The sequence below is a fragment of the Streptomyces alboflavus genome (genome assembly GCF_000716675.1).
GTDB classification, from domain to species: Bacteria; Actinomycetota; Actinomycetes; order Streptomycetales; family Streptomycetaceae; genus Streptomyces; species Streptomyces alboflavus.
Window position 1 is genome coordinate 45,230 of the sequence record NZ_JNXT01000017.1, and the last position, 13,649, is coordinate 58,878.

The window sequence follows — 13,649 nt, forward strand, 5'->3', positions numbered from 1 at the left end:
CGCTCTCTGTCTTGAGAAACGGGATCGGACCGCACCCAGTTCCAGGTCGCGACCCTGACCGATCCCTGACGTGCGTCCCCTACTCGACCCTGAGTGTCCTCAGCGGTTCGCCCACCTCGTGCATGTGGCGAAGCACCTGCCGGTAGGAGTCGACGAGCCCGGTCTCCGCGTAAGACATACCCACAGCATGACAGTGCGCACGGACCAGGGGCTGGGCGAGGCGCAGATGCGGCCGCGGCATGCTCGGGAAGAGGTGGTGCTCGATCTGGTAGTTCAGCCCGCCGAGGAACCAGTCGGTGAGCGCGCCGCCGCGGATGTTCCGTGAGGTGAGGACCTGGCGCTTGAGGTGGCCCCACCGCTCGCCGTCCGGGTCGGGCATTTCCATGCCCTTGTGGTTCGGGGCGAAGGCCATCCCCAGGTGCAGGCCGAAAAGGGCCTGGTGGAGGGCGGCGAAGGCGAGCGCGTGCCCCAGGGGCATGGCCGCCAGCAGGAGCGTCACGTATCCCACGAGATGGACGACCAGAAGGGGGCCTTCGACGGCTCGCTCACGGCGGCTCTGGCGGCGCAGGTCACGGAATCCGTAGACCTTCATGGCGATGCCCTGGAGCAGCGTCAGAGGGAAGAACAGCCAGGCCTGATGGCGCGTGAGCCACCGCCGGAATCCGGCCCGGGGCCTGGCCTGCCATGCCGTGAACACCAGGATGTCGGCGGCGACGTCCGGGTCCTTCTCGGTGTGGTTGGGGTTAGCGTGGTGGCGGTTGTGCTTGTCGTTCCACCAGCTCACGCTCATCCCGAGGAGCAGGTTGCCGTGGACGAGGCCGATCAGGCGCGCCACCGCGCGGTTGTCGGTGATCTGGGAGTGCCCGGCGTCGTGCCCGATGAAGGCGGTGCGCGCGCACAGGACGGAGAGCACCGGGGCGAGGAGCAGCACCCACCAGGTGTGGCCGATGGCGAACAGTCCCGCGCCGACAGCCGCCAAGGCCGCTGCGTTCACGGCTATGCCGCGCGCGTACCAGCCGGTGCGCCGGTCGAGGAGCCCCTGCGTTTTGACGGCCCTCAGGAGTGGGGCGAAGTCGCTCCCGGAACGTTGCCGTGCGCTGATCCCACCGGGGCGTTCCGCGACGGCTGCGGCAGCCTGGGCCATGACGAGGTCTCCGGTCTCCGTGAGGATGCTCTGACCTCAGGAAACGTACGGATCTGTGACCTTCGGCGACCATGGCGCCACCCCCCGTGTTCCGCCGGGGGCAAGCGCCCGCGCAGAGGGGTGCTGGATACACCCCCCAGAAGAAGTGGCACGCATCACAGCGTACGAAGCGCCCCGGGATGCGGTTTGCGAGGTATCCTCGGCCGCTCCCGTCACATTAGTCAAGTTTGAGGAATGCGCCATAGCTGTGCACAAGCACTCCGCTGTCCCCCTCTCCGAGATCGCAGAACTGTCCCGCTGCTCTGTCGTGTTCGTTCCCGCTGACCCCGGGCGCACCGGTCAGGTCGCGTTCTGGCACGCCGACGGCCGCACCCCGCCCGCCCCGACGGTTGGCGAAGTCGGCGAGCTGACGGTCGCCGTACCCGGCGACGACGGCATCCACCTCGTCGTCGTACCCGCGGCACTGCTGCCGGTCGACGCCGCCCTGCCGGTCCTCACCCGCGCGCGGGCCGCGTCCGGCACGCATCCCACCGCCGCCTTCTGGGGTACGGCGACCGTCCTCGCCCTGCAACTGGCCGCCCGCGGCCTACTGTTGCCCGGGCTCACCGACAGCGATCACGACGCCTGGCGTGCGGGTCCGCTCAACGCGGACGACCTGCGGCGGCTGCGTGACCTCGCGGCGTCGATGCCACCGGCCGCCCACGCCGTCCCCCTCGACGCCGCCGTGCCACCGCGCCTGCCCGCACCGGAGCGGCTGCTGCGCCAGTTCCTGGACGCCGTGGCCGATACGCTGCCGCGCTCCCCCGCGGCTGCCGCGGCGGCCGGCCGGCCCGCGTTCGCCGCACCGGAACCCCAGCATCTGCCCGCACAGCGCGCCTGGGCCCTGGACGTCGCGGCAGGCCACGACGCCGGTGTGCGGATCTCGCTGCGCGTCGAGGTGCCCGGTCTGCTGTCCGACACCTCCGCCGAGACCCGGCTGCCGTTCCGGGCCGTCCTGCAGGTCCACAGCGTCTGCGACCCCTCGCTCGTCGCGGACGCCGCCGAGGTGTGGGCCGGTTCCGGCGCCACGGCGGGCTCGTTCGGGCCGCGCGCCCGGATGGACGCCCTGCTGGCCCTGCGTCGCGCCACGCGCGCGTGGGCACCGCTCGGACCGCTGCTGTCAGCACCCGTGCCGGACGCGGTCGAGCTCGCGGACGAGGACGTGACCGAGCTCCTCGGCCCGGGAGCCCGCATGCTCGCGGCGGCCGGAGTGGACGTGCACTGGCCCAGGGAACTGGCGCGCAGCCTCACCGCCCGCGCGTACATCGGCCCCGACGACGCCGAGCACGAGGGCGGGAAGAGGCCCGACAAGCTCGGGTCGGACACTCCGTCGTACCTCTCGGCCGATGCCCTCCTCGCCTTCAACTGGCGTTTCGCGCTGGGCGACCAGGAGCTGAGCCGCGCGGAGCTCGACCGGCTCGCGGAGGCCAACCGCCCGGTGGTGCGGCTGCGGGACCAGTGGGTGCTCATCGACCCCCACGAGGCTCAGCGCGCCCGCGCGCAGCAGGACCGCAAGGTCACCCCCATCGACGCCCTGAGCGCCGCCCTGACCGGCACCACCGAGGTGGACGGCCGCCGTGTCGACGTCGAACCCACGGGCTGGCTCGCAACCCTGCGAGAGCGGCTCTCGGACCCGGAGGGCATGGAGCCCGTCGGACAGCCCGCGGCGCTCGCCGCGGACCTGCGCGACTATCAGCTCCGGGGGCTCAACTGGCTGGCCAGGATGACGTCCTTGGGGCTCGGCGGGTGCCTCGCCGACGACATGGGCCTCGGCAAGACCATCACCTTGATCTCACTGCATCTGCACCGGCAGACCGACGAGGCGACCGCGGGACCCACGCTGGTCGTGTGCCCCACTTCCCTCATGGGCAACTGGCAGCGGGAGATCGAGAAGTTCGCGCCCGGCACGGCCGTGCGCCGCTTCCACGGAGCGCAGCGTGGACTCGACGACCTGGCGGACGGCGAGTTCGTCCTGACCACCTACGGAACGATGCGGCTCGACGCGAACCGCCTCGACGCGGTCGGCTGGGGCATGGTAGTCGCCGACGAGGCGCAGCACGTCAAGAACCCGTACTCGGCGACAGCCAAGCAGCTGCGCGCCATCAGCGCCCGCGCGCGCGTGGCGCTCACCGGCACGCCTGTGGAGAACAACCTCTCCGAGCTGTGGGCGATCCTCGACTGGACGACTCCGGGGCTGCTCGGCAAGCTCGGCGCCTTCCGCACCCGCTACGCGCAGGCCGTCGAGAGCGGTTCCGACCCGGCCGCGGCCGAACGGCTCTCCCAATTGGTGCGTCCCTTCCTGCTGCGGCGCCGCAAGTCGGATCCGGGCATCGCCCCCGAGCTGCCCCCGAAGACGGAGACCGACCGCGCCGTCTCCCTGAGCGCCGAACAGACGGGCCTCTACGAAGCAGTGGTCCGCGAGACGCTGGCCGAGATCTCCGGAGCCGACGGCTTGGCCCGGCGCGGCCTCATCGTCAAGCTCCTGACCGGGCTGAAGCAGATCTGCAACCACCCCGCGCAGTACCTCAAGGAGAGCAAGCCACGCATCACCGGACGCTCCGGAAAGCTGGAGCTCCTCGACGAACTGCTCGACACCATCCTCTCCGAGGACGCGAGCGTGCTCGTCTTCACGCAGTACGTGCAGATGGCGCGCCTCATCGAGCAGCACCTGTCGTCCCGCGGCATTCCCTCGCAGTTCCTGCACGGCGGCACCCCGGTGGCCGAGCGCGAGGCGATGGTCCGGCGCTTCCAGGACGGTGAAGTCCCGGTCTTCCTGCTCTCCTTGAAGGCGGCGGGTACGGGCCTGAACCTCACGCGGGCCGAGCACGTCGTGCATTACGACCGGTGGTGGAACCCCGCGGTCGAGGCCCAGGCGACCGACCGCGCGTACCGCATCGGGCAGACGCAGCCTGTACAGGTGCACCGGCTGATCGCGGAGGGCACCATCGAGGACCGCATCGCCGAGATGCTGCTGCGCAAGCGCGAACTCGCCGACGCCGTCCTCGGCTCCGGAGAGGCGGCGCTGACCGAGCTGAGCGACGCCGAGCTGGCCGACCTGGTCGCGCTGCGAGGGGGGACGACGCGATGAGTGACGCGTACGACGAGACGTATGACGAGGCACACGAGGACAGCAGGATCGACGACGGGGGCGACGCATTGACCGGACACGGCGCATCGGCCGGGCAGGACAACGAGCGGACCTTCGCGGCGCTGCCTCCGGCCCATGGGCGGGGTTTCGCGGAGACCTGGTGGGGTCAGGCGTGGTTGAAGGCGTTGGAGGACACGGCGCTGGACCTCCAGCAGCTCAAGGCGGGGCGCCGGCTCGCGCGCGCCGGTCATGTGGGCGCGGTCTCCGTGCGCCCTGGCCGCATCACCGCGGTCGTGCACGACAAGGACCGCACGCCGCACCGCTCCGACGTGCTGCTCCAGGAGTTGAGCGACGACGAGTGGGACCGCTTCCTCGGCATGGCCGTCGAGCGGGCCGGGCACATCGCCGCGCTCCTGGACCGGGAGATGCCGCCGCACCTGGTCGAGGACGCCGCGGCCGCCGGCGTCGAACTGCTCCCCGGCATCGGCGATCTGGAGCCGGAGTGCGACTGCGACGCGTGGGACCACTGCGGGCACACGGCAGCGCTGTGCTACCAGGTGGCCCGCCTGCTCGACCAGGATCCGTTCGTGCTGCTCTTGATGCGGGGGCGCGGGGAACGGGAGCTCCTCGACGAGCTGCAGGTCCGCAGCGTCGCGCAGCAGTCCGCGCCGGACTCCTCGCAGGGGGAGGCGCCGGAGGCCGCTCAGGAGGGCGTGGACGCCGCTGAGGCGTACGCGGACGGCGCGGTGCTGCCTCCGCTGCCCGAACCGCCCGTGCTGCCCGCAGAACCCGGCCTGCCGCCTTCGTTGGACACGGAGGTGGAGCCCGCGCCCGGCGTGGACGTGCCCGCGCTGGAGTTCCTGGCGGCCCGGGCGGCGGTCGAGGCGCACCGGCTGCTGGCCGAAGCGCTCGTCCCTGGGCACGACGAGCAGCCCGCCGAGCCGGGTCTGACGCTCGAAGAGGACGCCGTCCGGCTCGCCGCCGCCTCTCCCGAGCCCGCGGTCGTGGACCGGCTCGCCGCGGCCTCGGGCCGCGACCGGGACGGTCTGGCCCGAGCGGTACGGGCCTGGGAGTACGGCGGGCGTGCCGCGCTGGTCGTCCTTGAGGACGAGTGGGTGTTGGAGGCGGACGCGTTGGCACGCGCGCGTGCCTCTCTGGACGCGGCCTGGGACGAGGGCGAGCGTCCCACGCTGCGCGCGGCCCGCAACCGCTGGACGGTGACCGGTGCCGACGCGCAACTGCGCCACGGGCGCGACGGACGCTGGTGGCCCTACCGCAAGGAGCGCGGCCGTTGGGTGCCCGCAGGTCCGGCGGCGCACGACCCGGCTACCGCGCTGGCCGCCGTCACCGCGGGTGAGTGACCGGCGCGGCGACTGTGGCTGAAACACAGTCAGCGGCCACCGGCGTGACGGCGGTGGTGACACGTGCGCCGGGAACACCGGCGCACGCACTCACCCTGGTCAGCGATTGAGTGCGGTCATGACATCCAGGACCGTGGATCACGCCGGTTCAGTCGTGCGGGCCAAGCCGAAGGGGAGATGACAGGGCGTTGTGCCCCCGCCACTGCTGATCGCCCCGGTGATGACGGCGCCTCCTGCCCCTCGCGGGAGGCGCCGTCGGCGCGTCGCCATGCGCCGTTCACCCGTGTGCCCCCTGACGTTCGTGACGGCGGCGAAGGGTGGCGCCGTCACCGAAATCGTGCCCCAGGAGGCCTGATGCCCTCGCGCGCCGCCGACCAGCGTCGTGTCCACCGCTCCGTAGTCTTCGGCGTGCCGCTCGCCTTGCTCACCGCCGTGGTGGTCACCGGAACCGCGGTGGGCGCGCCGACGGGCTCGACGGACGACGGTCGAAGCAAGGTCAGGGGAGCACGCGTCACCGCCACGGCGACACTCGGCGACATCCCTCTGGGCCCCTTCAGCAACCGTCTGCTCCCCGGCACCGTGCGAGACGACCGGGGTGTGGACCTCGGCGGCATCGGAAGCGACATCTTCCCGGCGGGCCGCAAGGGCGAGTTCTGGACAGTCACCGACCGTGGCCCCAACGGCCAGATCAAGGTCGACGGCAAGAAGCGCCGCACGTTCCCCGTGCCCGGTTTCAACCCGGCGATCGTGAAGGTCCGGGTGTCCGGGCGCTCGGTGAAGGTGATCGACGCGCTGCCGATCACCACCCGCTCCGGGAAGCCCGTCACCGGTCTGCCCAACCAGGAGAGCCGCGACGAGGCCCCCTACACGTACAACGCCCAGAAGCCGCTCTCGTACGACCCGAACGGGCTGGACACCGAGGGAATGGTCCGGGCCGAGGACGGTTCCTTCTGGCTGGTCGACGAGTACGGTCCGTCGCTGGTCCACGTCTCCGCGCGCGGGAAGGTCATCAAGCGGTACGTCCCCAAGGGGCTGAAGCTGCGCGGCGCGGGCTATCCGGTGTCGGAGTCACTGCCCGCCGTGCTGCTGCACCGGAAGATCAACCGCGGCTTCGAAGGGCTCGCTCTCCTGCCGAACGGCGAGCTGGTGCTCGCGGTGCAGAGCCCGTTGTCCCTTCCGGACGGGGAAGCGGGTGACGGCTCGCGGACGGCACGGCTGCTGCGGTTCTCACCACGGAAGCAGGCGGTCACCGCCGAGTACGCGTACCGGTTCGACCCGGTCGGTGTCGTGGACCCGGGCGAGGACGAAACCTCCGAGCTCAAGATCTCCTCCGTGGTCGCCGTCGGCCGTGACCGGCTGCTCGTCGAGGAGCGCACCGACAAGGCGGCCCGGCTGCAGGTCGTACGCCTAGACCGGCGCGCCGACATTCTCGGCGGACGCTGGGACGACGCGGCGACGCGCCCGTCCTTGGAGCAGTTGGAGGACCCGGCCGCCTCGGGTGTGCCGGTCCTGCGCAAGCGCCTGGTGGTCGACCTGGGAACCGTCGACGGCGTACCCGGGAAGATCGAGGGCGTGGCCCGTGTGGACAACCGCACGCTGGCACTGATCAACGACAACGACTTCGGGATGACCGACGGGCCGGAGGCGTTCGACAAGCACGGCCGACTGGTGGACAGCGGCATCGAGACCAGCGTGACGTACGTGCGGCTCCCCAGGGGCCTGTGACCCACAAAGGGCACAGAGAGGCCTGTGACCCGCACAGGGCGCAGGCCGCCTCAGCCCGTCGGGATCAGCGATTCGAGGTCGCTCGGCAGCCCCGTGGGCAGCGTGGGGAGGTCGCTGGGCAGTCGGGTCCTGATGTCGCTGGGCAGTTCGCTCGGGAGTTCTGAGGGGATCTCCGAGGGGATGCTCAGCGACGGCGTGGGCCTGGGCACGCGGCTCTTGGTCTCCTCGGAAGGGCTCTTCTTGTCCGAGGAGTCGTCGCCTCCGGTGGCCAGGAGCACCACCACGACGACGACTGCCACGGCGACGATCACGGCGAGCAGGACGACCAGCCCGTTGCGCCGCCCGGGCGGCCTGCCCGGCGGTGGCTGTGACGGCAGACCGTCGTATCCGGGAGGCGGACCGTATCCGCCCGGTGGAGGACCGTACCCTCCGGGAGGTGGCCCGAAGTCGCCACTCCCCGGAGGGGGTACGTCACCCGGCGGCGGAGGCTGCGGCGGTACCGGCGGCATGCTCATACCACCAAGAGTCGTCCCGAAGCGGTCAAGAAGCGACCCCCGCGCGGAGGTTGCTACACGCCCGCCCCACGGACCGGACGATTCCGGCACAGATCCCGCTGCGCGTCGGGCGGCACCGCCCCGGCCGAACCGGAATCAGCCCCACACGCCCAGCAGCCGGAATCAGCCCCGCACCCCCAGCAGGTGGTCCATGGCCAACTGGTCGAGCCGTTCGAAGGCCATGCCGCGCGCAGCGGCCGCCTCCACGTCGAAGGCCTCGTACGCACCGCGGTCGGCGAGCAGGCCCGCGAGCCCGTCCTCGGCGGTGGGGCGTGCCAGTTCGGGCAGGCGTGCCTGACGAAGCGCCTCGGCCACCTCGGGGTCGGCCCGGAAGGCCGCCGTACGGTCGCGCAGGATCAGGTAGTTCCGCATGCACCCGGCGGCGGATGACCACACCCCGGCGGCGTCCTCCGTACGCGGCGGCTTGAAGTCGAAGTGGCGCGGCCCCTCATAACCGCCCCGCTCCAAGAGGTCGACCAGCCAGAAGGCGCTCCGCAGGTCCCCTGCTCCGAACCGCAGGTCCTGGTCGTACTTGATGCCGTTCTGGCCGTTCAGGTCGATGTGGAAGAGCTTGCCCGCCCAAAGGGCCTGGGCGACGCCGTGCGGGAAGTTCAGGCCCGCCATCTGCTCGTGGCCCACTTCGGGGTTCACGCCGTACAGTTCGGGCCGCTCCAGGCGCTCGATGAAGGCGAGGGCGTGTCCGACGGTGGGGAGCAGTATGTCGCCGCGCGGCTCGTTCGGCTTGGGTTCGATGGCGAAGCGCAGGTCGTATCCCTGCTCGGTCACATAGGCGCCCAGCAGGTCGAAGGCTTCCTTCATGCGGTCGAGGGCGTCGCGCACGTCCTTGGCGGCGCCGGACTCCGCGCCTTCCCTGCCTCCCCAGGCGACGTAGATGCGGGCGCCGAGCTCGGCCGCCAGATCGATGTTGCGGATCGTCTTGCGCAGCGCGTAGCGGCGGACGTCGCGGTCGTTGGCGGTGAACGCGCCGTCCTTGAACACCGGGTGCGTGAACAGGTTGGTGGTCGCCATCGGCACGACCAGGCCGGTCGCGTCCAAAGCCTCCCGGAAGCGCTTGACGTGCCCGGCGCGCTCGGCGTCCGTCGACCCGAACGGGATGAGGTCGTCGTCGTGGAAGGTGACTCCGTAGGCGCCCAGTTCGGCCAGATGCCGTACGGAGTCGGCGGGATCGAGCGGCGCCCGGGTGGCGTCCCCGAACGGGTCACGGCCCTGCCAGCCGACGGTCCACAGGCCGAAGCTGAACTTGTCCTCAGGGGTGGGCTGATAGTTCATGTGCGACTCCTCGCGGGCTCCTCGACCATTTCGTCATGGCGATTTACAAATTAGTATCCTCACGCACCGCTGGGAAGGTCGAAGGAAGCACGTTCCCGTGCGCACGCCCGGGAGAGCCGCCAGAACGGAGTCGCCGATGTCATCAGCGCCATCAGGCCCCCTCGTCGTCGGTGTGGACAGCTCCACGCAGTCCACGAAGGCCCTCGTCGTCGACGCGGGGACCGGGGAGGTCGTGGCGAGCGGCCAGGCCCCCCACACGGTCAGTTCCGGGGCTCTTCGGGAGAGCGATCCCGAGCAGTGGTGGGACGCCCTCTGCGAGGCCCTGCGCCAGTGCGGCGCCGCCGCGCGTGAGGCCGCCGCGGTGTCGGTCGGCGGACAGCAGCACGGGCTCGTCACACTCGACGCCCGGGGCGGGTCCGTGCGGCCCGCGCTGCTGTGGAACGACGTGCGGTCCGCGCCGCAGGCCCGAGCGCTGGTGGAGCGGCTCGGCGGCGCCAAGGCGTGGGCGGACCGCGTCGGAAGCGTCCCCGGGCCCTCGTTCACGGTGACCAAGTGGGCCTGGCTCGCCGAGCACGAGCCCGCTTCGGTCCGCGCCACGGCCGCGGTGCGCCTCCCCCACGACTACCTGACGCAGCGCCTGACGGGCTCCGGGACGACCGACCGCGGCGATGTCTCCGGTACCGGATGGTGGGCGTCGGCGACCGAGTCGTACGACGAGGAGATCCTGCGCCTCGTGGGCCTCGATCCGGCGCTCCTGCCGCGTGTCGTGCACTCCGGAGAGGTCGCCGGAACGGTGCGCGGCAGCAATGAACTGCCCTTCTCCAAGGGCACGCTGGTCGCTCCCGGCACCGGCGACAACGCGGCCGCCGCGCTCGGCCTGGGGCTGCGGCCGGGCACACCGGTCCTGAGCCTCGGTACGTCCGGCACGGTGTACGCCGTCTCTGAGCGCCGCCCGACGGATCCGACCGGAACGGTCGCCGGTTTCGCCGACGCGCGCGGTGCGTGGCTGCCGCTGGCCTGCACGCTCAACTGCACCCAGGCCATCGACCGGGTGGCCGCGCTCCTCAGCCTCGACCGGGAAGCCGTGCAGCCCGGCGGAGCCGTGACCGTCCTCCCCTACCTGGACGGCGAGCGCACGCCCGACCTGCCGCACGCCTCGGGGACACTGCACGGCCTGCGCCACGACACGACGCCGGGACAGGTGCTCCAGGCGGCGTACGACGGCGCGGTCCACGCTCTCCTGGGAGCACTGGACGCCGTACTGGACGCGGAGGCCGACCGCTCCGAGCCGCTGTTGCTGATCGGCGGCGGCGCGCGCGGCACGGCCTGGCAGGAGACCGTGCGACGCCTCTCCGGAAGGCCCGTTCAGATCCCCGAAGCCCGCGAACTCGTCGCCCTGGGCGCCGCCGCACAGGCCGCCGGACTCCTCTCCGGGGAAGACCCTGCCGCGGTCGCACGGCGCTGGGGCACCGCCCGGGGGCCTGTCCTGGAGGCAGTCGAACGGGACGAGCCGACGCTCGTCAGGATCTCGTCCCTCCTCTCCGATGCGGCACCCTTGCTGGATGGGGATCATGGGGCGTGACGGTACGGAGCGGGTGGAGGACGGCCGAGGCGGGGCAGAGGCCGCTGCGACGCGGGAGCGGACACTCACCCCACGGCAGGAACGGCCCGCTCGCGGCACCCGTGAGCGCCTCGCCGACACCCAGCAGGGCATGCGCCGCCGCAACCTCTCCCGGGTGATGCACGCGGTCGCCGCACAGGGCACGCTGTCGCGCGCCGCTGTGGCGTCCCGGATCGGCCTGACCCGCGCCGCCGTGTCCACGTTGGTGGACGAGTTGATCCGTGCGGGACTCCTGGACGAGCTGGGCCCCGAGCGTCCGGGCCGGGTGGGCCGCCCCGGCTCCGCGCTCGCGGTCAGCGCTCGGGGACCTGCCGGCATCGGGGCGGAGATCGGTGTCGACCACCTTGCGGTGTGCGCGGTCGACCTGCGCGGTGAGGTACGCGCGCGTGCCGTGCGGCGCGTCGGCAACCGGGGCCGCACACCCCGGCCCGTGCTCGCCGACCTCGCCGCCCTCATCCGGGACGTGGCCGGTGAGGCCGAACTGGAAGGACTGCGTCCGGCAGGCCTCGCGGTCGCCGTCCCCGGTCTGGTCGTGCGCGACACGCACACCGTCGTACGCGCCCCCAACCTCGACTGGCACGACGCCGACCTCGGCGCCCTGCTCCCCTCGGAACTGCCCCTGACCGTGGACAACGAGGCGAACTTCGGCGCCCTGGCGGAGCTGTGGCTCGGCGGTGCGGCGCCGGCGGACTTTCTGCATGTGTCGGCCGAGATCGGCATCGGCGCGGCGCTGGTGGTCGACGGGCAGTTGCTGCGGGGAAGCCGAGGCTTCGCGGGCGAGCTGGGGCATGTTCCCGTCTGGCCGGAGGGGCCGCCGTGCGCGTGCGGTGGCCGTGGCTGCCTGGAGCAGTACGCGGGCGAAGAGGCGGTGCTGCGGGCGGCGGGGCTGGCGCCGGGGGCCGACCGGGTGGGGCTGCTGGCCGAGCGGGCCCTCGCGGGGGACGCGAAAACCAGGGCGGCGCTGCGGGGTGCCGGGACCGCGCTGGGGGTCGCACTCACCGGTGCGGTGAATCTCCTCGATCCACGCGCTGTGGTGCTCGGCGGCGCGCTCTCCCGGCTCTCGCCCTGGCTACTCCCGTCCTTGGAGGGCGAGTTGGGGCGCCGCATCGCAGGTCCCGGCTGCGAGGTCGTGGTCTCCGGCATCGGGTCGGACGGGCCGCTGCTGGGGGCGGCTCATGCGGTGGTGCGGGCTGTGCTCGACGATCCGGCGGGGGTGGCTTAGGGCGGCTCGCCCGGCTGCTCGGAGCACGTGGGAGTCCCACCCGACCTCACTGGACATGCGCACGGCTCACCCCGCTTGCTTCTGGAACGGCCGAGACGTCCCTTGCCAGGAATTCCCTTTTGAGTTTGCGGGAATGCCACCGGTTTAGCCCAATGACGGGACCGCGTCAGCGACTTCAGCCTGCCTGATCGATGGCCGTCCGGCCCACTGCGGACATGGCGAATGAATCGGCGATTCCGCTCCTGCGCCCCAAGGTTTCCGCCCCTGCCCCCCACACGAGTGGTCGAGTTATCCACACTGGCCGCCCCGTGCACAGATGCGGCTCAGGCCCTTCCACCTCGACAGACCTGGCCCGTAACGTATTTCGCGTGAGGTCACCACCGCGCCGGCAACGGGACGGGAGCGTGGCCGCACGGGCGCAGACAAACCCGCCAGTGCACAAAGGATTTCAGCAAGACGGCTCGCGCAAACGAGCGCAGACAGCACACGTGAACGCCTCGCGGACGCCTCACATGAACGGCTAAGGAAAGGATGCGGAGGAACGGCTCAGGACCTACACGAAACTCACCGCGGGGAGCCGAGACGAGTGCGAGAATCGCGCCTACCGCTCCTGGACTCCCACGAATTCGCCACCCACACTGTGCAGGCGGCGGCACCGCCCTCTACCCGCCCTGCACCGCCCCTCGCCATGACGGCCCCGAGCCGTCCCCTCACCGAGGAACCGTGCCGTCCAGCTGCTCCCCCCACCGAGAGGCAGAACAGCCATGGATCGAGCAGAACACCGAGCGAAGGACACACCACAGGCCGAGACAACCGCGCCCATACCGCGCCCCGGCAGGCGCCGGATCCTCCAAGGAGCCGCTCTCGCCGCCCTCCCCTCAGCGCTCCTGACGGCACGTCCGGCCGACGCTCAGGCGCGGGCCGTCGACTACCCCCTGGCCGAGTCGGTGCCGGCCAGCACCTCCAACTACACCGCCGCCAACCGTCCCACCACCTATCCGGTCGAGTACGTGGTCATTCACGTCACCCAGGAGACCTACGCCGACACACTCGCCATCTTCAAGAACCCGGCGAAGAAGGTCTCCGCGCACTACGTCGTCCGCTCGTCGGACGGCCACATCGCCCAGTGCGTCCGCGAGCGCAACGTCGGCTGGCACGCGGGCAACTGGAGCTACAACACACGCAGCATCGGCATCGAGCACGAAGGGTGGGTGGACAAGCCGCAGTACTTCACCGACGAGATGTACGAGCAGTCCGCGGCCCTGACCGCGGCGATCTGCAAGAAGTACGGCATCCCCAAGGACCGAGAGCACATCATCGGCCACGTCGAGGTGCCGGGGGCGGATCACACCGACCCCGGCCGGCACTGGGACTGGTCGCGCTACATCCGCATGGTGAACTTCGCCTGACCGCGGGATCGGCAGCCCCCGACGGCGAAGCAGTCACCGGCAGCCCGGGCCGACCCAGGGCCGACCTGGAGCCGCCCCAGCTCCGCCCGAGGATCAGTCTAGGGCTGACCTCAGAAGGTCGAGGACCAGCCGACGTGAGTGCGCGGACGCTTGTCGGCTCGAGTTCCCGGGGTGACGATGGCAACACCGCATCGCC

At 71.6% G+C, this 13,649-nt stretch carries 9 protein-coding genes; 6 read left to right on the top strand and 3 right to left on the bottom strand.

Translation table 11 applies throughout. The features are described 5' to 3' along the window. Positions 1–79 precede the first annotated feature (79 nt). Positions 80–1,144, bottom strand: a complete 1,065-nt coding sequence (locus OO63_RS14635; protein WP_030359292.1) for an acyl-CoA desaturase — start codon at positions 1,142–1,144, stop codon at positions 80–82. A 247-nt stretch (positions 1,145–1,391) separates the two neighbouring features. Here OO63_RS14635 and OO63_RS14640 point away from each other — a divergent pair, with 247 nt between their 5' ends. The 3 genes from OO63_RS14640 (at position 1,392) to OO63_RS14650 (ending at position 7,357) form a co-directional block, all read left to right on the top strand. After that, a complete protein-coding gene (locus tag OO63_RS14640) occupies positions 1,392–4,271 on the top strand; it encodes a DEAD/DEAH box helicase (RefSeq protein WP_169786613.1) in 2,880 nt (959 codons plus the stop codon). Next, the gene (locus tag OO63_RS14645; protein ID WP_199819501.1) at positions 4,268–5,632 is read left to right on the top strand and encodes an SWF or SNF family helicase; all 1,365 of its coding nucleotides are present in this window, start codon (positions 4,268–4,270) and stop codon (positions 5,630–5,632) included. Before OO63_RS14640 ends, OO63_RS14645 begins: the two co-directional genes overlap by 4 nt. A 354-nt stretch (positions 5,633–5,986) precedes the next feature. After that, the gene (locus tag OO63_RS14650; RefSeq protein ID WP_030359289.1) at positions 5,987–7,357 is read left to right on the top strand and encodes an esterase-like activity of phytase family protein; all 1,371 of its coding nucleotides are present in this window, start codon (positions 5,987–5,989) and stop codon (positions 7,355–7,357) included. Between the two features lie 50 nt (positions 7,358–7,407). On the opposite strand, the gene OO63_RS46325 is transcribed toward OO63_RS14650, so the two are convergent. Continuing rightward, positions 7,408–7,668 (bottom strand): hypothetical protein, encoded by a 261-nt coding sequence (locus tag OO63_RS46325; protein ID WP_030359288.1) that lies wholly within the window; start codon positions 7,666–7,668, stop codon positions 7,408–7,410. A 366-nt stretch (positions 7,669–8,034) separates the two neighbouring features. Beyond that, complete coding sequence (gene xylA, locus OO63_RS14660; RefSeq protein ID WP_030359287.1) at positions 8,035–9,201, bottom strand: xylose isomerase; 1,167 nt, start codon at positions 9,199–9,201, stop codon at positions 8,035–8,037. Between the two features lie 136 nt (positions 9,202–9,337). Here xylA and xylB point away from each other — a divergent pair, with 136 nt between their 5' ends. The 3 genes from xylB (at position 9,338) to OO63_RS14675 (ending at position 13,453) form a co-directional block, all read left to right on the top strand. Further along, positions 9,338–10,783, top strand: a complete 1,446-nt coding sequence (gene xylB / locus OO63_RS14665; RefSeq protein ID WP_030359286.1) for a xylulokinase — start codon at positions 9,338–9,340, stop codon at positions 10,781–10,783. Positions 10,784–10,913: 130 nt separating this feature from the next. Next, positions 10,914–12,044: an ROK family transcriptional regulator gene (locus OO63_RS14670; RefSeq protein WP_051810900.1), complete on the top strand. Its 1,131-nt coding sequence runs from the start codon at positions 10,914–10,916 to the stop codon at positions 12,042–12,044. Positions 12,045–12,808: 764 nt separating this feature from the next. Continuing rightward, positions 12,809–13,453 (top strand): N-acetylmuramoyl-L-alanine amidase, encoded by a 645-nt coding sequence (locus OO63_RS14675; RefSeq protein ID WP_051810864.1) that lies wholly within the window; start codon positions 12,809–12,811, stop codon positions 13,451–13,453. Positions 13,454–13,649 lie beyond the last annotated feature (196 nt).